The sequence below is a fragment of the Nocardioides sp. BP30 genome, assembly GCF_029873215.1.
GTDB lineage: Bacteria > Actinomycetota > Actinomycetes > Propionibacteriales > Nocardioidaceae > Nocardioides.
The window spans coordinates 1,035,692-1,054,382 of the sequence record NZ_CP123620.1 but is presented as its reverse complement, the minus strand read 5'-3'; the positions used below and the strand labels follow the sequence as shown (position 1 = coordinate 1,054,382).

The window sequence follows — 18,691 nt, the reverse complement described above, 5'->3', positions numbered from 1 at the left end:
CGACCGTGGCGCGCTGGGGCTCCGCCCTCAGCGCGCCACCGTGCGGAAGCCCATGTTGCTGGTCGAGGAGTCGGGCGTGTTCGCCGAGCGGGCCGCGCTGCGGTAGCGGTTGCAGTAGGAGTCGTTGCACAGGAACGAGCCGCCGCGGATGACACGCATCGAGCCGTCGCGCGGACCGGTCGGCGAGGCGACGGGAGAGCGGCCGTACCAGTCCGGTGCGAACCAGTCGGCGCACCACTCCCACACGTTGCCGACCATCTGGAACAGGCCGTAGCCCTGAGCAGGGAAGGCCCGCACCGGAGCCGTCCCGGACCAGCCGTCCTCCGCGGTGTCGTCGGTGGGGAAGGTGCCCTGGAAGATGTTCACCGGCCACGTGCCGGCCGGCAGCTCGTCACCCCACGGGTAGCGCTCGCCGGCGCGACCGCCGCGCGCGGCGCACTCCCACTCCGCCTCGGTCGGCAGCCGACGCCCCGTCCAGCGACAGTAGGACTGGGCGTCGTTCCAGCTCACGTGCGTGACCGGATGGTCCTCGCGGCCTGCGATCGACGACGACGGCCCGTGCGGGTGCCGCCAATCCGCGCCGCGCACCCCCAGCCACCAGGGCGTCTGCGGCGGCTGGCCGACCACTGCCCTCCGATCGGCCGGCGACAGGTGGAGGTGGAAGACGGCCGAGTAGCCGAAGCTCTCCGCCTCGGTGACGTGGCCGGTCGCCTCGACGAAGGCCGCGAAGTCGGCCACCGTCACCGTCGTCGCGTCGATCCCGTACGCCGCCAGCCGCACCGGGTGGACGGGGGTCTCACCGTCGGCCCGCGCCCCGTCGCCGTGCGCGTCGCCCATCGCGAACTCCTGCGTCGGGATCGCCACCTGCGTCACGGCGTGGGCACCGTCGGGTCGCGCACCGATGTCCAGCAGCTCCGGCTCGCTCGCGGTGCGGTGCTCGTGCGGCTCGCCCCCGCGCCCCGGCGCGCAGCAGGCACTCATCGATCCTCCTCGTGCAGGGCCGGACGTGGCTGCCCCGGGTGGGGCGTGTCGCCGACCCGGGCCTGAGCCTGCCACAGCTCGACCTCCAGCCGCGCCCGGATCTCGGCGTAGGCGGGATCCTCGGCCACGTTGCGCAGCTCGTGCGGATCCTCGAGCAGGTCGTAGAGCTCCCACTCGCCCGGATAGGTCCAGCTGCCGGTCCCGGGCAGACCCAGACCGTCGTTGTAGAAGTAGACGAGCTTGTAGCGCTCGGAGCGGTAGCCGTAGTGCGCGGGGGCCTTGTGGAACACGTCGTCGTGCTCCCAGTAGCGGTAGTACATCCCCTCCGCCGGCGGCTCGACGGGCTCGCCCACGAGGTCCGGCCAGAACGAGCGGCCCTGCATTCGGGGGTGCGGCTCGACGTCGCAGGCGTCCAGGATCGTGCGCGCCCAGTCGACGTTCGTCACGATCTCCTCGAAGACGCCGCCGCCCGGCAGGCGTCGGGGGTAGCTGAGCAGCAGCGGCATCCGCAGCGACTCCTCGTACATGAACCGCTTGTCGAACCAGCCGTGGTCGCCGAGGAAGAACCCCTGGTCGGAGGCGTAGAGCAGCAGCGTGTCGTCGAGGTCCTCGCGCGAGCGCAGGTGGTCGACGATCCGTCCGACGCTGTCGTCGACCGACTCCACGCAGGCCAGGTAGTCGGCCATGAACCGCTGGTACTTCCACAGCGCTAGGTCGTCGTAGCTCAGCCCCGCCGGCGGGTCGACCTTGAGATCCTCGGCGGTCAGGTGCTCGGCGATACGCATCGCCGCACGGCGTGCCGACGATGTGCGGGTGGCGTAGTCGTCGTCGAACGTCGCCGGCACCGGGACCGACCCGGCCACGCGGGTGCTGCGGGCCGGGTCGGGGACCCAGGGCCGGTGCGGCGCCTTGTGCCACACCAGCACGCACCACGGGTCGTCACCCGGCAGTGCGTCGATCCAGTCCAGGGCGAGATCGGTGACGATGTCGGTGGCGTAGCCCGGCACCACGCGCAGACCGTCGCGGGAGAGCAGCTGCGGGTCGACGTACTCGCCCTGGTCGAGGAAGACCTGCCACTCGTCGAAGCCCTCGGGGTCGTGCCCGGGGCCCTCACCCATGTGCCACTTGCCGAAGACAGCCGTGCGGTACCCGGCCGCCTTCAGCTGGGAGACGAAGGTCGGCTGGCTCGCGTCGATCGGCGTGACCAGGGTCGTCACGCCGTTGACGTGGCTGTAGGTACCGGTCAGGATCGAGGCCCGGCTGGGCGAGCACAGGCTGTTGGTGGCGAAGCAGTGCTCGACGCGCCAGCCGAGCTCGCCGATCTCGTCGATCCGCGGCGTCCGGTTGACCACCGAGCCGTACGCCGAGATCGCGTGCGCGGCGTGGTCGTCGGTCAGGATCACGACCACGTTGGGCCGCCGGGTCATGCGCGCCCGCCCCCGGCGGCCTCCTGCGCACCGGCCTCCACACCGGTCTCCGCGCCGGCGTACGTCGATTCGTCGAGGCCGCTCATCATCGGGTCGTAGTCGAGCTCGCCGACGTCGTACATCGAGGTCATCCAGTGGTAGAACCGGTCGTCGCGCTCGCGCAGGATCGTGTACAGCCGCCGCATCATCCGCGCCCTGACCTCGGCCAGCTCCGGGTGGTGGAACCGGTTCTGCAGCTCGTCGGGGTCGGTCTGCAGGTCGTAGAGCTCGCAGGTGTCGGTCGGGTTGACCACCAGCTTGTAGCGATCCTCGCGCAGCATGCGCTGCGGGTAGGGGAAGTGGTGCCCGTGGAACTCCGCGACCAGATCCGGCTCCCACGCCGGCTGCTCCCCGTTGAGGAGAGGCAGCAGGCTGCGCGAGTCGACGGCCGGCTTCGGGTCGAGCCCGGCCAGCTCGAGGATGGTGGCCGTGCAGTCGAGCAGGCTGACGAACTCCTCGCGGACCTGGCCGGACGGGCCGCCCGGGATCCGCACGATGCCGGGGGTGCGGTAGATGTCCTCATACATCGCCGGGCCCTTGTCGTGCAGCCGGTGACTGCCGGTGAACTCACCGTGGTCGCAGGTGAAGAAGACAGCCGTGTCCTCAATCAGGCCCAGCCGCGCCGCCGCGTCGAGCACCCGCTGGATCTGCTCGTCGATCAGCGCGACGTAGCCCCAGTACACGGCGATCAGCTTGCGCGTGACCTCGATCGGCATGGTGTCGAAGGTCCAGTGCGCGCTGTAGTTCGCCTGCACCGGCGGCTTGTCGGCGAAGGTCTCGGCGATCGAGCGCGGCAAGGCGACCGTCGCGGGATCGATCAGGTCGAAGTACTCGTCCGGGATGACGTAGGGCAGGTGCGGCCCGAAGAAGTGCAGGCCCAGGTAGAACGGCTTGTCCTCCCGGTGAGCGTCCTCGGCGTACCGCTCGAGCAACTCGATCGCACGGGTCGCCAGGTAGTGCTCGAAGGTGGCCTCCACCGGCTGGTGCAGCCGCGCCGCCAGCAGGTTGCCGGGCCCTCCGTTGGGCAGCGTGCCGCGCACCCGGTCGCTGATCCGGTACGGCGGCAGCCCGCGCTCGGCGAGGTAGGCCAGGTAGTCCGGGTGGTCCACGGGGTTGTGCCAGCCCGGCAGGTGCACGCCGTCAAGCCCGAAGTCGGCCGGCTCCCGGCGACTGCCGGCGTGCCACTTGCCGACCAGACCGGTGTTGTAGCCGGCCTCACGCAGCGCGACGGGGAAGGTGAAGACGTCCTCGGGGAGGTCCTCGACGTATCCGACGTTGCGCTCGGCGTTGGCCAGCACCTTGTGCCGGAACGGCGCCTGGCCGGTGAGGAGGCTGGCCCGCGCGGGGGTGCAGATCGCGGTGGGGGTGTACCAGCGATCGAACCGCGTGCCGCTGCGGGCCAGCCCGTCCAGTGCGGGTGTCGGCACCCGGCTGTTGCCGTAGGCGCCGAGGGTGTCCACCCGATGTTGATCGGTCATCAAGAAGAGCACGTTCGTGCGCTTCGACGACCTCCCGAGATCCGTTGCGGCTTGGGTCACTTGCCGGCCGCCACGAACTGGTCGCCGAGGTAGAACGTCTTCGGGTCGGTGGCCTTGGTGATCTTGCCGGCACCCACGAAGTAGTTCTCCAGCGAGGTCAGCCAGGTGTCGACGGTGCCGTTCTGGGTCATGGTGTCGAGCTGGGCCGAGGTGAGCAGCTTGTCGTGGCTGGCGTCGGCGGTCACGGCGGCCACCGTCTGCTTGAGCATCGCCGCGGTGTCGGCGATCGCCTCGCTGGTGTGCGCCGCCCGGTAGTCCATCGCCTCGCGCAGGACCTGGTCGACCTTGGTGGTCGTCGCCTTGTCGGCGTTCGTCTGGGAGACGAACGCGGTCGGGAAGCCGAAGTCCTGCTCGAAGTCGCTGTCCTGGGCGAGCTCGACCAGGTTCGGGACCTTCTGCTTGATGGTGTCGATGGTCGGGTAGTAGATGCCGGCGGCGTCGATCTTGCCGGTGTCGAAGGCGGTCACGATGGTCGCGGCGTCCATCGGGACGATGTCCACGTCCTTGTCGGTCATGCCGGCCTTCTTCAGCGCCAGCCCGAGGATCATGTCGCCCGAGGTGCCCGCCGGCACGCCGATCTTCTTGCCCTTGAGGTCGGCCATCGAGGTGATGCCCGGCTGGGCGATGACGCGGTCGGCGCCGCCGAGGGTGTCGATCGCGATGATCTTGGCCTTGCCGGAGGCCGGCAGCCAGACAGCGCCGGGACCGATGTAGCCGTAGTTCAGGCTGCCGGCGCCCAGCGCCTGGATCTGGGTCGGCCCGTCGGTGAAGACCTTGGTGTCCACGTCGAGGCCGGCCTTCTTCCACAGCCCCTGCTTGTCGGCGACGGCCAGCAGGCTGGTGCCGTTGAAGTCGCCGATGTAGCCGAAGGTGATCTTCGTCGTGCCGCTCGCGGAGTCACCGCCGGAGCCGCAGGCGGTCAGGGTCAGGGCGAGGGAGGCGGCGGCACCGGCGAGGGCCAGGAGCTTCTTCATGGTCGTTCTCTTTTCGGTAGGGCGTGGATCCGGCCGCCCGCGAGGGCAGTGCGGCCGCGCTCCCGGCCTGGCCGGCAGCGTGAGGGGTGAGGGGTGGGTGGTGAGGGGTGGTGTGGGGTGGTCAGCGCGCTGCCGGTGGCGTCCCCTGGTGGTAGACGGCGCTCCACACCCGGTTGCGCAGCGCGGTGAACGCGGGGCTGAGCCGGACCTCCTCGGTCCGGGGGTAGGGCAGGTCGACGTCGACGATCTCCTGGATGCGGCCGGGGTTGGCCGCCATCACCACCACCCGGTTGGCCAGGAAGACGGCCTCGTCGACGTCGTGGGTGATGAACAGGACGGTGCGGCGCTCGCGGCTCCAGGTGTCGAGCAGCTGCTCCTGCAGCCGGACGCGGGTGAGCGCGTCGACGGCACCGAAGGGCTCGTCCATCAGCAGGATCGCCGGGTCGGCGGCGTACGCCCGCGCGATCGCGCAACGCTGCTTCATGCCCCCGGAGAGCGTCTTGGGCAGCTTCTCGGCGAAGTCGGAGAGCCCCACCAGCTCGAGGTAGTGGTCGACGCGCCGACGGCGCTCGGCCTTCGGCACGCGCGCGGTCCGCAGGCCGAACTCGACGTTGGCCCGCACGGTGAGCCAGGGGAACAGCGCGTACTGCTGGAAGATCACGCCGCGCTCGGGGCTCGGGCCGTCGACCGGTGCACCGTCGACGAGCGCCTGGCCGCTGGTGGGCTCCTCCAGGCCGGCCAGGATGTTGAGCAGGGTGCTCTTGCCGCACCCGGAGGGACCCACGACGGTGACGAACTCGTTCGCTGCCAGCTCGAGGTCGACCTCCCCCAGCGCGGTGAAGTCGCCGAATCGCTTGCCGACACCGCGTACGGCGATCTTGGGCTGGGCGGGGGTGGACACGGCTGTCATCGGCGCTCCTGCCAGACGGTCAGACGGCGCTCGGCCACGAGCAGGATCCGGTCCATCAGGAGGCCGAGGATGCCGATGGTGATGAATCCGACGAAGATCGTCGGCAGGTCGTAGTAGAGCTCCGCGCTCTGCATCCGGAAGCCCAGGCCCTGCTGCGCGGCGATCAGCTCCGCGGCGACCACCGTCGCCCACGAGGAGCCGAGGCCCACGCGCATGCCGACCAGGATGTAGGGCATGGAGGCGGGGACCACCACGCGGCGGAAGATGGTCAGATCGCCGGCGCCGAGCACCCGGGCGGCGTTGATCAGCGTGCGGTCGACGCTGATCACGCCCTGGAACGCCGCGATCACGCAGGACAGGAACGCGGCCAGGAAGATGACCAGGATCTTCGGCGTCTCGTCGATGCCGAACAGCACCACTGCCAGCGGGATCAGCGCGAGTGGCGGGATGGTGCGGAAGAACTGCACCCACGGCTCGATCAGCGCCCGAGCGACCGGATACCACCCCATCAGGAAGCCGACCGGCACGGCGAGCGCGCAGCCGAGGCAGAAGCCGATCAGCACGCGCCGGAGGCTGGCCAGGGCGTCCTGCTCCAGGGTTCCGTTGGCGAGCAGGTGACCGGCGTCCTTCACGACCGCCCAGGGCGTCGGCAGGTTGAGGCCGGCCGCCTCCAGCGCCCACCAGATCAGCACCCCGACGACGGCGGAGAGCAGGTTGAGCGCCAGCGCACCGGTGCGGGAGAGCTGTCGTCGGCGGCGTGGCGGCGCCGGCGTCGCAGCTGCCGCGACGGCGGGCAGCGGGGCGCGCCGTCGTTCGGACGCGGCGACGGACTCGAGCAGGGGGTCGGCGGGTAGGTCAGGCACGTGCTCTCCAGGGTTCGGCGTCGGCGGGCTCGTCAGCCACCGAGGCAAGGTCGTACTCCGCCAGCAGCGGTGAGGAGTGGTACAGCGCGGCGATGGCGCCCCGGGCGCCGTCCTCGTCACCGAGAAGGGCTGCCCGCACGGTCGGCAGCCCGGTGCCCACCGCCTCGAGCTCGGTGGCGATGATCGCCGCGATGCGGTCCACGACGTACGGCGCCAGCACGGGGAGCTCTCCCCCGATCACCACGCATGCCGGGCTGAGCATGAGCGCTGCATCGGCCAGGACCCGGCCGAGCAGGTCGGCGGCGCGGTCGATCGCCGCGGTGGCGGCGGGGTCGTTGGCGGCGACGGCGTCGCGCAGGCCCTGGCCGTCCGTGACGCGGGCTCCGTGGCGTCGCGCCTCGGCGAGGAGGGCGCCGATCGAGGCGACGGTCTCCAGGCAGCCGCGCTTGCCGCACCGACAGTCGTGGCCGTCCTCGACGACGCGGACGTGCCCGAACTCGCCGGCGCCGCCGCGGCCGCCGGGGACCAGCCGGCCGCCGATCACGAGGCCGCCGCCGATGCCCTCCGAGACCCGGACGTAGGCGAGGTCCGCTGCAGCGCCCTCGTCGTCCGACATCGCCTCGGCGAGAGCCGCGAAGCGGGTGTTGTTGTCGACGAGGACCGGAGCGCCGAACCGCTCGGCGAAGGCGGCGCGGACCTGGTGACGGATGCTGGCGTCGGGCCCTGCAACCCCGACGGCGACGCCCTGGAGCGCGCCGAAGTGCAGGCCGTGCTCGGCGGCCACGCGGTCGAGCAGACCGAAGCCGGCGTCCTGTCGCCCCGGCCACGGCGTGCTGGCGTCGTACTGCTGCACGCCTGCGGCGATCACCTCGTGGGCCGCGTCGGCGATCATCACCCGGACCCGGCTGTGCCCGAGGTCGACGCCCACGAACTGGCCGGCTCCGGGGTCGAGAGCCAGGAGCTCGGCCGGCCGGCCGCTGCCCTGACGCAGGTCGAGGTCGGTTCGGGCCACCACCACGGCGCCGCGAGCGATGAGCTCGGCGGTGATCTCCGAGAGCGTCGTCCGCGAGAGCCCGACCCGCGCGGCGATCTGGGCGCGGCTCATCGCACCGCGCTCGCGGAGCACCGCGAGCACGCGCTGCTCGTGCGTCCGGCGCACCAGCGCCTGGACGGTTGCGGACCTTGACACCTAAGTCACGTTAGGAACTCGTATTTTTTCCGTCAACCGGGCGGCAGAAATATGGTGGAGTTGTTCGGTCGACTTAAGCGGCAAAGGTGGCCGACATCACTTCGGAGGCGGCCCTTGCGCATCCTCCCGGACGGAGTAATTTTGATTACATGAATACAGGGGAATTGCGCGGCTGGCTGACCGGCCGGCTGCCGGAGGGACTGTGGGACGCGCTGTCCGAGGTCAGCGTCGATCGTGAGGAGATCACCGTGATCGGCCGCATCGGCGAGCCGGACGTCGCGGCCGAGGCCAGCGAGGCGGAGCGGGCGGCGACCGTCGAGGGCAGGATCGCGGAGTTCCGCGAACGCACGCGGGAGGCCCGGATGGGCGTCGCCCGGGAGGCCGAGCGCCGGTTCGGCCGCAAGGTGTCGTGGGGGGTGGACTGCGGCGACGTCCGGGCGGTGTTCACCAACGTGTCGGCACCGGTGATGACCCGGCTGCGGCAACCCGAGCGACAGGTGCTCGACCTGCTCGTGGAGGCGGGGGTCGCGCGCAGTCGGAGCGACGCGCTGGGCTGGTGTGTGCGTCTGGTGCAGCAGCACAGCGACGAGTGGCTGACCGAGCTGCGGGACTCGCTCGAGCATGTCCGCAAGGTCCGGTCGCAGGGGCCTGACCGCGCCGCGCAGTAAGCGGTCGCGACCACCGCGAACGACGGCGAGGGGCAATGCGTCGGCGCCTGAGCGACGCGGACGCCGCGCCGCTCGACACCGCCGGCTCCGGCGCAGCGGCCCTCAGTCCGGCCTGCGCGCCACGACCAGGTGCCGTGTCGCGTGGGCCACGAACCCACCCTCGGCACGGATGAGCTCATCGAGGGCGAGGAGACGGTCGCTGTAGCGCTCGACGTCGAAGTCGGGCACCCACCACACGCACTTGCGCAGCAACCAGACCACGGCGCCGATGTCGTACAGCTCCATCCGGCAGCGTGCGGTGCGCAGGTCGGTGACCACCAGGCCAGCCTGCGCGGCCGCCGCCGCCTCTCGCTCGGGCGCCCGGGCGGCGCGGTGCTCAGGCAGCGGTCCGAGGAAGAACTCGATCAGCTCGAAGGCCGAGGCCGGCCCCACGTGCTGGGCGACGTACTGGCCGCCCGGCGCCAGCACCCGCGCGATCTGCGCCCAGGGCGGCGTCACCGGGTGACGCGCGGTGACGAGGTCGAAACTCCCGTCGTCGAAGGGCAGCTCCGCGCCGGGCGGGACCTCGTGCACCTCCACGCCGCGCGGCTCGAGCAGCGACCGCGCTCGCGCCGCGTTCGGCGGCCAGGCCTCACAGGCATGCATCCGGGCCGGTTGCCGCTTCGCTCGCGCCAGGGCCTGCGCCAGCACCTCGCCTCCGCCGGTATCGAGGTCGAGCGCGACGCTCGCCCTCGCGAGCCGGTCGGCGAGGATGCCGGCGTACCCCCAGGGCGGCCGCTCCTCGCTCGCCCGGCCCTCCAGCCAGCCGAACCCCCAGCCGGACACGTCCGCCGCGGCGGCCTCGGCGATCAGCTCCTCGGCGGTGCGCATGGTCGAGATTGTGCCGTGCCGCTCAGCCGGCCGTGGGACACCAGCGCCGTACGCCGTCGGGGGCCAGGTCGCGATCGCGCAGCACGACGTCGAGGCTCGTCCCGTACCGCCGACAGTCGGCCGCGAGGTCACGCGCCCGGTACTCGACCGCGAGCACGGCGCCACCGTAGTGCGCACGGTAGTCGCCGCACTCGTGGTAGCGGCCGCACTCCTCGGCGATCGCGAAGTCGTAGCCGACTGTGCGACCGTCGAAGTCGGCCAGGTTCTTCTGCCCGACGGCCAACCCGGCCCGGTGCGCCCCGCGCACGAGCAACCGTGCGAAGCGGGTGGCGTCAGCGCGCGTGAGCAGTCCGTGCGAGCGGGTGAAGGAGTCCAGGTTGTCGAACTCGACCGCGTCGAACCCGTGCCGGGCGCAGCCGTCCGTCCAGCGGCCGACGATGCGGGCCAGTCGGGTGCGCTTGGCCGCCGTACCGATGTCGAGCAGCCACTCCCCCCAGGCCGTGTCGGTGACCGGATGAGCGTGCCGCTGCAGGACCAGGCCCATCCGCTTGCGCCAGAACCGCCTCTGGTCGACCTGGGTCTGGAAGCCGTTGACGTAGCAGACGTTGTAGTGGCCCGCGAGCGGCTGCGCGGTCCGGTCGCGCACCACGATGCCGACGCCGGCGGGCACGCTGCGTACGCCGCCGAGCTGGTAGTCGAACCGGGTGCCTGCCGGGAGCGGCCTGATCACCGTCCCCGCGCGGGCGCCGGGCTGCAGACCGGCGACGAGCATGGCGCCCAGCAGTGCCGCGAGGGCGATCAGGGGAACGGCGGCCAGCGGGGAGCGGAGTCTCACGGCACCATCCTCGGCCCTCGGAGGCCGTGATGGGTGATGCTGGGTGCCGTCACATCCGCGGAGATGAGGAGTGCGTCATGCAGATGCGCCTGGAGCTGGTCCCGTTGCGCTCGACCGACGTCGATCGGAGCAAGGCGTTCTACCTCGAGCAGGTCGGGTTCACTCTCGACCACGACGTCGAGCCCGGCAACGGCATGCGCGTGGTGCAGCTGACGCCGCCCGGGTCGGCGTGCTCGGTCGTCGTCGGCGTCGGGATCGGCGACCCCGACGCCGCGCCGGTGGTGGGTCTGCACCTCGTCGTCGACGACCTGGAGGCGGTGCGCGACGCCCTGCGCGGGCGCGGCGTCGACGTCTCCGACATCCAGGACCTGGGCGGCGGCGTCCGCTACGCCTACTTCAGTGACCCGGACGGGAACTCCTGGGCGCTGCAGCACATCGCCCGGTAGCCCGAGCGCCGTCACCGGGGCGGAACGAGACCTGGGTGGCCCCCGGCGTACCTCGTACGCCGGAGACCACCCAGGTGGGAGTCGATCAGCCGATCAGCTGCAACCGCTGGTCGAGCCGCAGCCCTCGCAGACGTAGCAGGAGCCGGCCGGGCGCATCTTGGTGCCGCAGGTGAAGCACAGCGGGCTGTCCACGGCCATGCCGGAGATCTGCTCGAGCAGCTCGGCGGTGGTGTGGGCGGTCTTGGGGGCCTCGGTGGCGGCAGCGGTGACCGCCTCCTCAGCCTTGGTCTCGACCGCGTCGAGCTCCTCGGGCGAGAGGACGTGGGCCTCGGCCGCCGGCGCCTTGGGGGCGATGGCAGGAGCGTCCTCGATCAGCTCGGCCGCCGAGCCGGTCTCCCCGACCACGTCGTAGGAGCCGGTCTCCAGGTAGCGCTGACGCTCCTCGGCGGAGTAGATGCCGAGGGCGGCCCGGTCCTCGAAGGACAGGTAGTCCAGCGCGAGGCGGCGGAAGATGTAGTCCATGATCGACTGCGCCATCCGGACGTCGGCGTCGTCGGTCAGGCCGGCGGGCTCGAAGCGCAGGTTGGTGAACTTCGAGACGAAGGTCTCCAGCGGCACGCCGTACTGCAGGCCGATCGAGGTGGCGATCGAGAAGGCGTCCATCACGCCGGCCAGGGTCGAGCCCTGCTTGCCGAGCTTGAGGAAGACCTCGCCGAGGGTGCCGTCCTCGTGCGCACCGGAGGTCATGTAGCCCTCGGCGCCACCCACCGTGAAGGAGGTGGTCCGCGAGACGCGGGACTTGGGCAGGCGCTTGCGCGTCGGGGCGTAGACGACCTTCTCCACGACCTTGGTCTCGACAGCGGCGGGCGCCTCGACCTTCGCGCTCTTGTCCTCCGCCTTCGCGTCGGAGAGCGGCTGGCCGACCTTGCAGTTGTCGCGGTAGATGGCCGTGGCCTTCAGGCCGAGCTTCCACGACTGCAGGTAGACGTCCTCGATCTCCTCCACCGTCGCCGTCTCGGGCAGGTTGACCGTCTTGGAGATCGCGCCGGACAGGAACGGCTGGGTGGCCGCCATCATCCGGACGTGACCCATCGGCTGCAGGGCGCGCTTGCCCATGGCGGTGTCGAAGACCTCGTAGTGCTCCGGCTTGAGGCCGGGGGCGTCGACGACGTGGCCGTTCTCGGCGATGTAGTCGACGATCGCCTCGACCTGCTCGGCCTGGTAGCCGAGCTTGACCAGCGCCCGCGGAATGGTCTGGTTGACGATCTGCAGCGAGCCGCCGCCGACCAGCTTCTTGAACTTCACCAGCGAGAAGTCGGGCTCGATGCCGGTCGTGTCGCAGTCCATCATGAAGCCGATGGTGCCGGTCGGGGCGAGCAGCGACGCCTGGGCGTTGCGGAAGCCGTTGACCTTGCCGAGCTCGATGACCTGCGCCCACGCCTTGGTCGCCGCCTCCAGGACGGTCCGGTCGGCCGGGTTGATCGAGCGTACGACGTCGTTCGCGGCCTGGTGCTTGCGCATCACCCGCTGGTGCGCCTCGGCGTTGCGGGCGTAGCCGGCGTAGGGACCGACGACGCCGGCCAGCTCGGCCGAGCGCTTGTAGGAGATGCCGGTCATCAGCGAGGTGATGGCCGCCGCCATGGTCCGGCCGCCCTCGGAGTCGTAGCCGAGGCCCATCGCCATCAGCAGCGCGCCGAGGTTGGCGTAGCCGATGCCGAGCTGGCGGTAGTCCCGGGTGGTCTGCCCGATCGCCTCGGTCGGGAAGTCGGCGAAGCAGATCGAGATGTCCATCGCGGTGAAGACGAACTCGCAGGCCTGCGCGAAGCGCTTGGCGTCGAAGGTGTCGTCGTCCTTGAGGAACTTCAGCAGGTTGAGCGAGGCCAGGTTGCACGAGGAGTTGTCCAGCGACATGTACTCCGAGCAGGGGTTGGACGCGGTGATCCGGCCGGTCTCGGGGTTGGTGTGCCAGTCGTTGATCGTGTCGTCGTACTGCAGGCCCGGGTCGGCGCACTCCCAGGCGGCGACGGCGATCTTGTGGAACAGCTCGCGCGCGTCCACCTCCTCGATCACCTCACCGGTCATCCGGGCGCGGAGACCGAACTTCCTGCCCTCCTCGACGGCACGCATGAACTCGTCGGTGACACGCACCGAGTTGTTGGCGTTCTGGTACTGCACCGAGGTGATGTCCTGGCCGCCGAGGTCCATGTCGAAGCCGGCGTCGCGCAGCGCGCGGATCTTGTCCTCCTCGCGCGCCTTGGTCATCACGAACTCCTCGATGTCGGGGTGGTCGACGTCGAGCACGACCATCTTGGCCGCACGGCGGGTCGCACCGCCGGACTTGATGGTGCCGGCCGACGCGTCGGCGCCGCGCATGAAGGAGACCGGACCCGACGCGGTGCCACCGGAGGAGAGCAGCTCCTTGGAGGAGCGGATGCGCGAGAGGTTCAGACCGGCACCGGAGCCGCCCTTGAAGATGAAGCCCTCCTCCTTGTACCAGTTGAGGATGGAGTCCATCGAGTCGTCGACCGAGAGGATGAAGCACGCGCTGACCTGCTGCGGGGACGGGGTGCCGACGTTGAACCAGACCGGGGAGTTGAAGGCGAAGTACTGGTTGGCGAGCAGCCAGGTCAGCTCCTCCTCGAAGACCTGCGCGTCCTTGTCGGTCGCGAAGTAGCCGTGCTCGATCCCGGCCTTGGTGTAGGTCTTCACCACGCGGTCGATCAGCTGCTTGAGGCTGGTCTCACGCTGCGGCGTGCCCACGGCACCGCGGAAGTACTTGGTGGTGACGATGGTGGAGGCGTTGACCGACCAGGAGTCCGGGAACTCCACGCCGCGCTGCTCGAAGACCGTCTCTCCGGTCTTCCAGTTGGTCTGGACGACGTCGCGTCGCTCCCAGGTGATCTGGTCGTAGGGGTGAACACCCTCGGTGCTGAACACCCGCTCGAGGTGCAGCCCCGCACCGGAGCGAGCCTTGTGACCCGCGCCGCTCACCGTCTCGGTCATTGCCTTGTCCCCTTGTCGCGTGATTGTCGTGTCGTGCGTCGGTTGCGATGCGTTGCGATGCGTCGTGGTGCTGTGGTGCTTGGAAGCCCGGGCAGGCACGCTTCCCCACGGCCTGCCCGGGCGGTCTGGATCAGCCGGTGGCGACCGGCTGCATGTCCTCGGCGGCCGGGCGCAGCCTGCGCTCGGTGCGGAGGACCGCTATCTCGTCCTCGAAGTCGTCGGCCGACTCGAACTGGCGGTAGACGCTGGCGAACCGCAGGTAGGCGACCTCGTCGAGCTGACGCAACGGTGCCAGGATCGCCATCCCCACCTCGTGGGCGGGAACCTCGGCGTACCCGCTCGTGCGCAGGGCGTCCTCGACCTCCTGGCCGAGGCAGGCCAGCTGGTCCTCGCTCACCGGACGGCCCTTGCACGCCTTGCGCACGCCGGCCACCGCCTTGTCCCGCGTGAAGGGCTCGGTCGCGCCGGAGCGCTTGAGCACCGTCAGCTGCATGAGCTCGACCGTGCTGAACCGCTTCTCGCAGCCCTGGCACTGGCGACGCCGCCGGATCGAGCCGCCGTCCTCGGCCACCCGGGAATCGAGGACCTTGGTGTCGCTGTGCCGGCAGTACGGGCAGTGCATCTGAGGTCCTCCTTCGAGGGTCGCTGGATGATCGCTGAGGCGCGCCCTCTGTGGACGAAGACGCTTTCGCTGTGGAGAACCGGCTGCAAGATGTGCAACCAACCGGCCCCGGGTGTGAACTAGATGTGGATAACTACACCGGTGTAAGTACTAGATGTTGTGGTGAGCCTACGCCGCGGCCACCAGCCTTGCAAGTGACGGCGCGGCGTCTCGGCGTGTCGCGCCGAACGGCCCCCGGAGGGCGCCCGGACAAGGGAGAATGGCTCTGTGGCGGAACAGAGCGGGGGCAAGCGAAAAGGCGCTCGAAAGGGTGCGCGGCCGCCGCGCAGGTTCCGTCGGGACGTGTTCGCGCTCTCGTTGGGCACGACCGTCGCCGTGGTCGCCTGGGGCTACCTGGTCTTCTCTGCCATCGACTTCGGCTCCGACGCCCGCGGTGGCGAGCGTCGCGCATGGGCCCTGTTGGCCCTGGCGGCCGTCGGGGCCGCCGCCTGCCTCTTCGCAGCACTTCTGCTGCTGGCCCGCGTCCTACGAGCCCTGAGCGCCGGTCCGGTCAGTTCGGAATCCGCAGCGTCTGACCGGCCGACAGGCTCACACCAGAGAGGCCATTGATCTGCTCGATGTGATCGATCATCGCGCGCACGTCACCGCCGTGGGCGGCCTGCGAGGCGAGATCCCACAGCGTGTCACCGGGGGCCACCACCACGGAGTGAGTCGTCTCGGGCGCACCGGAGTGAAGGGCCGCCCCGGCACCGTTGGAGATGAGCAGCCCCAGGCCGAGCAGCACGATCAGGCCCGCCACGAAGACCACGACACGTCCGCGCCGGGTGAGCCGCACGGTGGAGCGCCGGCGCGGCGTGTCGAGCAGCTGGTCGAGGGTCATGGTGGTCATGTCAGTCTCCTGGGGAAGTCGGGACCTTGCGCGTTCGATCCGATGTCTACCGACGGCCACCGACAGTTTTGGTGGCGCCGTTTCGATCAGACGTTCGATCGAACACATGAGCGAGAGTAGATCAGGTGTTCGAACGACTCAAGGAACCGCGTAGCACGGCGTGTCGAACACGCATTCGAGCGCACACGGCCGAACCACGACTCTCGACCCGGCGCACGCCGCGCGATCTCGACACGCCGAGTTCGAACAGATGTTTGAACCCGCACGACGTCCGCACTACCGTCGCACCATGACCTCGAAGCCGGAGCCGACCGAGACCAATCTCGCCGAGCTGCCCGACGGCCCGCCGGACGCCACCGGCCTCACACCGCGGCAGCAGCGCATCCTGGCGCACCTGCGCGACTGCATCGAGAAGCGCGGATACCCGCCGAGCATGCGCGAGATCGGGTCCGCCGTCGGCCTCACCTCGACCAGCTCGGTGGCCCACCAGCTGAAGGTGCTGGAGCAGAAGGGCTTCATCAAGCGCGATCCGCACCGCCCGCGCGCGCTCGAGGTGTTCCTGCCCGAGGTGTTGGCCGCCCGCAAGGCGATCAGCAGCGCCGACGAGTCGTCCTTCGACGAGACCGACATCGGCGACGCGATGCCCGAGGCCCGCTACATCCCGCTCGTCGGCACGATCGCCGCCGGCGCGCCCATCCTCGCCGAGGAGCAGACCGAGGCGGTCTTCCCGCTGCCCAAGGAGCTGGTCGGCGACGGTCAGCTGTTCCTGCTGCGCGTGAAGGGAGACTCGATGATCGAGGCCGCGATCTGCGACGGCGACTACATCGTCATCCAGCAGGCCCAGACGGCGACCAACGGCGAGTTCGTCGCCGCGCTGCTCGACGGCGAGGCGACCGTCAAGGAGTTCCGCCGCAAGGACGGCAAGGTCTGGCTGATCCCGCACAACTCCTCGCTCGAGCCGATCGACGGCACCGAGGCGAGCATCCTGGGCAAGGTCACGGCGGTTCTGAGAAGTCTGTGAGAGGCCGGGCATAGGATCAGTGGGATCGGGTAGGCCCGGTCCCACTGTCACGAGGGAGCCAGCGGTGCGGGAGGACGTGCTCGCCGAGAGCGATGCGATCATCGGTACGCCGGGAACGCGGCGTACCGTCTGGCGTCGGCTCGCGCCCGTCGGCACCGGCCTGCGCGAGCTCATCCTGGTCACAGCGCTCTACATCGGCTACACCTCCTCGCGCCTGCTCGCCAGCGACAACCGCGACGCGGCGGTGCACCGGGCCAAGGAGCTGCTCAGGATCGAGCGAGCCGTCCGGCTGGACTGGGAACACCCGATCAACCAGTTCTTCGTCCGGCACGACACGATCGGCCTGTTGGCCTGCTTCTGGTACGCCACAGCGCACTACATCGTCACCGCCGGCGTGCTGATCTGGGTCTACTTCAAGGGCCGCGACGCCTACCTCCCGGCCCGCCGCGCCCTGATGGTCGCCACGATCTTCGCGCTCTGCCTCTATCTGATGCTGCCGACCGCTCCCCCACGCTTCATGGACGGCTTCACCGACGTGCTGGCCCTCCACGCCGACCAGGGCTGGTGGGGCGCCGACGCCTCGGCCCCCAAGGGCATGGGGCACATCACCAACGAGCTGGCGGCGTTCCCCTCGCTGCATGCCGGTTGGTCGCTGTGGTGCGCGCTGGTGCTCCATCGCTACGCGCGCTGGCGCATCGTGAAGGTGCTGGGCTGGGCGGGCGCGCTGACCACGGCGGCTGTGGTCGTCGGCACGGCCAACCACTGGGTGCTCGACGTGCTGGTCGGCTGGATGGTCGTCATCGGCGGCGTCGTGGCGGTTTGGGAATTGGCCCCTAGACTGCCTGAGTGAACCGCGCCTTCCCCCGCTCCTTCGCACTCCTCACCGCGCTCCTGGCCCTGATGGCCTCGGGTCTGGTCATCGCCTCCACGACCCCGGCCGGGGCCCAGACCGCTGCCCACTCGGTGGTGCCGCTGCTACCCCGGGTCTCCACCTCGGGCGACGCCGACGGCGACACGCCCGGCGACGCCACCATGTACATGCGACGCCTCGCGCTGACGCACGACGCCCTGCGGGGCGCCGCCCGCCAGCAGGCGGAGTCCGCGCTCAGTCGGCCGAAGCTGGCGGGCGAGCAGACGGTCTGCTCCCAGACACTGCCGTTGTGCGTGCACTACGCGACCACCGGCGTCGACGCGCCGGCGGGGGCGATCACGCCGGCGGTCGTGCTCTCCACGCTGGAGCACATCTACGCCACCTATAAGGCCGCCGGCTACCGGATGCCGGAGTCGGACGGCGCGATGGGCGGCGACAGCCGGACCGACATCTACCTGGCCGACGTCGGCCGCCAGGGCTACTACGGCTACTGCGCTCCCGAGCCGCGGGCCGGGTCCACCGCCCACGACACGCCGGCGTTCTGCGTGCTCGACAACGACTTCGCACCCTCGGAGTTCGGTGGTCGCGGCACGCCGATCAGCAACCTCGACGTGACGGCCGCGCACGAGTTCTTCCACGCCGTGCAGTTCGCCTACGACGCCACCGAAGACTCCTGGTTCATGGAGTCGACGGCCGTGTGGGTCGAGGACGAGGTCTACACCGCCATCAACGACAACACCCAGTACCTTCCCTACGGGCCGCTCGGCAAGCCGGCGCTGTCGCTGGACAAGAACACCACCTTCGGCGTGTACGGCGGCTGGATCTTCTTCCGCTGGGTCACCGAGCACCGACCGCAGGCACAGGGCGGCCTGCCGACGATCATCCGCTCGATGTGGGAGCGCGCAGCCGCCACGCCGGGTGCGCCGGACGCCTACTCGCTGCAGGCGATCAAGGGTGCGCTGAAGGCCGCCGGGCTGCCGATCGAGAAGGCGTTCGCCCAGTTCGCCGCCGCCAACCGCAACCCGGCCCACACCTACAGCGAGGGCGCCGCGAACCACTACCCGCTCGCCAAGGCGACGAAGTCCTACCAGGTGCGCAGCACCGGCAAGCGCGCCAGCGGCACCGCGAGGATCAACCACCTCGCGGCCGCTACCGAGCGCTTCGTCCCGAAGGGCAAGAGGCTGAAGAGCAAGCACACCAGGCTGCGGCTCAGCCTCGACATGGCGAACAAGAAGCTCGGTCCCGGTGCCGTGGTGACCGTCTTCCTGCGCAACGGCGCCACGAAGGTGAAGACGATCAAGCTGTCCAAGACCGGCAAGGGCGCCGTCACGGTGCCGTTCAGCACCAAGAAGGTCAAGCGCGTCGAGCTGACGATGACCAACGCCAGCACCCGGATGACCTGCTGGGTCGGCGGCCTCTTCTCCTGCGAGGGCCAGCCCAAGGACATGCACCAGGTGGAGAAGTTCAGCGCACTGGCCCGCCGCTGAGCCTGTTCCCGTCCCTGACCCCGCGCGACCCTCGGGCCGCGCGGGGTCACCTCGTTCC

The 18,691-nt window shown here is 70.3% G+C and carries 17 protein-coding genes; 5 read left to right on the top strand and 12 right to left on the bottom strand.

Annotated elements, in window-relative coordinates; translation table 11 throughout:
• Positions 1 to 27: 27 nt before the first annotated feature.
• The 7 genes from P5P86_RS04885 to P5P86_RS04855 form a co-directional block, all read right to left on the bottom strand.
• On the bottom strand, positions 28 to 981 hold the full coding sequence (locus P5P86_RS04885; protein ID WP_280610173.1) for a formylglycine-generating enzyme family protein: 954 nt from the start codon (positions 979 to 981) through the stop codon (positions 28 to 30).
• Positions 978 to 2,408: a sulfatase family protein gene (locus P5P86_RS04880; protein WP_280610172.1), complete on the bottom strand. Its 1,431-nt coding sequence runs from the start codon at positions 2,406 to 2,408 to the stop codon at positions 978 to 980. The genes P5P86_RS04885 and P5P86_RS04880 overlap by 4 nt, the downstream gene beginning before the upstream one ends.
• Positions 2,405 to 3,925: a sulfatase family protein gene (locus P5P86_RS04875; protein WP_280610171.1), complete on the bottom strand. Its 1,521-nt coding sequence runs from the start codon at positions 3,923 to 3,925 to the stop codon at positions 2,405 to 2,407. The genes P5P86_RS04880 and P5P86_RS04875 overlap by 4 nt, the downstream gene beginning before the upstream one ends.
• A 56-nt stretch (positions 3,926 to 3,981) precedes the next feature.
• Complete coding sequence (locus tag P5P86_RS04870; RefSeq protein WP_280610170.1) at positions 3,982 to 4,959, bottom strand: aliphatic sulfonate ABC transporter substrate-binding protein; 978 nt, start codon at positions 4,957 to 4,959, stop codon at positions 3,982 to 3,984.
• 121 nt (positions 4,960 to 5,080) lie between these two features.
• On the bottom strand, positions 5,081 to 5,869 hold the full coding sequence (locus tag P5P86_RS04865; RefSeq protein ID WP_280610168.1) for an ABC transporter ATP-binding protein: 789 nt from the start codon (positions 5,867 to 5,869) through the stop codon (positions 5,081 to 5,083).
• Complete coding sequence (locus tag P5P86_RS04860) at positions 5,866 to 6,732, bottom strand: ABC transporter permease (protein ID WP_280610167.1); 867 nt, start codon at positions 6,730 to 6,732, stop codon at positions 5,866 to 5,868. The genes P5P86_RS04865 and P5P86_RS04860 overlap by 4 nt, the downstream gene beginning before the upstream one ends.
• Positions 6,725 to 7,921, bottom strand: a complete 1,197-nt coding sequence (locus P5P86_RS04855) for an ROK family transcriptional regulator (protein WP_280610166.1) — start codon at positions 7,919 to 7,921, stop codon at positions 6,725 to 6,727. The genes P5P86_RS04860 and P5P86_RS04855 overlap by 8 nt, the downstream gene beginning before the upstream one ends.
• 149 nt (positions 7,922 to 8,070) lie before the next feature.
• On the opposite strand from P5P86_RS04855, the gene abmR reads away from it, so the two are divergent.
• Positions 8,071 to 8,589 (top strand): ATP-binding transcription factor AbmR, encoded by a 519-nt coding sequence (gene abmR, locus P5P86_RS04850; RefSeq protein WP_280610165.1) that lies wholly within the window; start codon positions 8,071 to 8,073, stop codon positions 8,587 to 8,589.
• A 102-nt stretch (positions 8,590 to 8,691) separates the two neighbouring features.
• On the opposite strand, the gene P5P86_RS04845 is transcribed toward abmR, so the two are convergent.
• Both P5P86_RS04845 and P5P86_RS04840 read right to left on the bottom strand, forming a co-directional pair.
• Positions 8,692 to 9,459, bottom strand: a complete 768-nt coding sequence (locus tag P5P86_RS04845) for a class I SAM-dependent methyltransferase (protein ID WP_280610164.1) — start codon at positions 9,457 to 9,459, stop codon at positions 8,692 to 8,694.
• A gap of 22 nt (positions 9,460 to 9,481) precedes the next feature.
• Positions 9,482 to 10,294, bottom strand: a complete 813-nt coding sequence (locus tag P5P86_RS04840) for an endo alpha-1,4 polygalactosaminidase (RefSeq protein WP_280610163.1) — start codon at positions 10,292 to 10,294, stop codon at positions 9,482 to 9,484.
• A gap of 77 nt (positions 10,295 to 10,371) precedes the next feature.
• Here P5P86_RS04840 and P5P86_RS04835 point away from each other — a divergent pair, with 77 nt between their 5' ends.
• A complete protein-coding gene (locus P5P86_RS04835; RefSeq protein WP_280610162.1) occupies positions 10,372 to 10,740 on the top strand; it encodes a VOC family protein in 369 nt (122 codons plus the stop codon).
• 93 nt (positions 10,741 to 10,833) lie between these two features.
• Here P5P86_RS04835 and P5P86_RS04830 read toward each other — a convergent pair whose 3' ends face one another.
• The 3 genes from P5P86_RS04830 to P5P86_RS04820 all read right to left on the bottom strand — a co-directional run bounded on the left by P5P86_RS04830 (position 10,834) and on the right by P5P86_RS04820 (position 15,254).
• Positions 10,834 to 13,743 carry a vitamin B12-dependent ribonucleotide reductase gene (locus P5P86_RS04830; RefSeq protein WP_280610161.1) on the bottom strand — a complete coding sequence of 970 codons (2,910 nt, stop codon included), beginning with the start codon at positions 13,741 to 13,743 and terminating at the stop codon, positions 10,834 to 10,836.
• Positions 13,744 to 13,873: 130 nt separating this feature from the next.
• Positions 13,874 to 14,365 carry a transcriptional regulator NrdR gene (nrdR, locus tag P5P86_RS04825; protein ID WP_280610160.1) on the bottom strand — a complete coding sequence of 164 codons (492 nt, stop codon included), beginning with the start codon at positions 14,363 to 14,365 and terminating at the stop codon, positions 13,874 to 13,876.
• 550 nt (positions 14,366 to 14,915) lie between these two features.
• Positions 14,916 to 15,254, bottom strand: a complete 339-nt coding sequence (locus tag P5P86_RS04820; protein WP_280610159.1) for a LysM peptidoglycan-binding domain-containing protein — start codon at positions 15,252 to 15,254, stop codon at positions 14,916 to 14,918.
• 289 nt (positions 15,255 to 15,543) lie between these two features.
• Between P5P86_RS04820 and lexA the strand changes: the two genes are divergently transcribed.
• The 3 genes from lexA to P5P86_RS04805 all read left to right on the top strand — a co-directional run bounded on the left by lexA (position 15,544) and on the right by P5P86_RS04805 (position 18,633).
• On the top strand, positions 15,544 to 16,275 hold the full coding sequence (gene lexA, locus P5P86_RS04815; protein ID WP_280610158.1) for a transcriptional repressor LexA: 732 nt from the start codon (positions 15,544 to 15,546) through the stop codon (positions 16,273 to 16,275).
• 64 nt (positions 16,276 to 16,339) lie between these two features.
• Positions 16,340 to 17,125, top strand: a complete 786-nt coding sequence (locus P5P86_RS04810) for a phosphatase PAP2 family protein (RefSeq protein WP_280610157.1) — start codon at positions 16,340 to 16,342, stop codon at positions 17,123 to 17,125.
• Complete coding sequence (locus P5P86_RS04805) at positions 17,122 to 18,633, top strand: MXAN_6640 family putative metalloprotease (protein ID WP_280610156.1); 1,512 nt, start codon at positions 17,122 to 17,124, stop codon at positions 18,631 to 18,633. Before P5P86_RS04810 ends, P5P86_RS04805 begins: the two co-directional genes overlap by 4 nt.
• Positions 18,634 to 18,691: the final 58 nt, after the last annotated feature.

Excerpts from the sequence above, each read along its gene's own strand:
- P5P86_RS04830 (WP_280610161.1), bottom strand. The coding sequence starts at position 13,743 with ATGACCGAGACGGTGAGCGGCGCGGGTCACAAGGCTCGCTCCGGTGCG.
- P5P86_RS04865 (WP_280610168.1), bottom strand. The coding sequence starts at position 5,869 with ATGACAGCCGTGTCCACCCCCGCCCAGCCCAAGATCGCCGTACGCGGT.
- P5P86_RS04870 (WP_280610170.1), bottom strand. The coding sequence starts at position 4,959 with ATGAAGAAGCTCCTGGCCCTCGCCGGTGCCGCCGCCTCCCTCGCCCTG.
- P5P86_RS04820 (WP_280610159.1), bottom strand. The coding sequence starts at position 15,254 with ATGACCACCATGACCCTCGACCAGCTGCTCGACACGCCGCGCCGGCGC.
- nrdR (WP_280610160.1), bottom strand. The coding sequence starts at position 14,365 with ATGCACTGCCCGTACTGCCGGCACAGCGACACCAAGGTCCTCGATTCC.
- abmR (WP_280610165.1), top strand. The coding sequence starts at position 8,071 with ATGAATACAGGGGAATTGCGCGGCTGGCTGACCGGCCGGCTGCCGGAG.
- P5P86_RS04880 (WP_280610172.1), bottom strand. The coding sequence starts at position 2,408 with ATGACCCGGCGGCCCAACGTGGTCGTGATCCTGACCGACGACCACGCC.
- P5P86_RS04845 (WP_280610164.1), bottom strand. The coding sequence starts at position 9,459 with ATGCGCACCGCCGAGGAGCTGATCGCCGAGGCCGCCGCGGCGGACGTG.
- lexA (WP_280610158.1), top strand. The coding sequence starts at position 15,544 with ATGACCTCGAAGCCGGAGCCGACCGAGACCAATCTCGCCGAGCTGCCC.
- P5P86_RS04875 (WP_280610171.1), bottom strand. The coding sequence starts at position 3,925 with ATGACCGATCAACATCGGGTGGACACCCTCGGCGCCTACGGCAACAGC.
- P5P86_RS04835 (WP_280610162.1), top strand. The coding sequence starts at position 10,372 with ATGCAGATGCGCCTGGAGCTGGTCCCGTTGCGCTCGACCGACGTCGAT.
- P5P86_RS04885 (WP_280610173.1), bottom strand. The coding sequence starts at position 981 with ATGAGTGCCTGCTGCGCGCCGGGGCGCGGGGGCGAGCCGCACGAGCAC.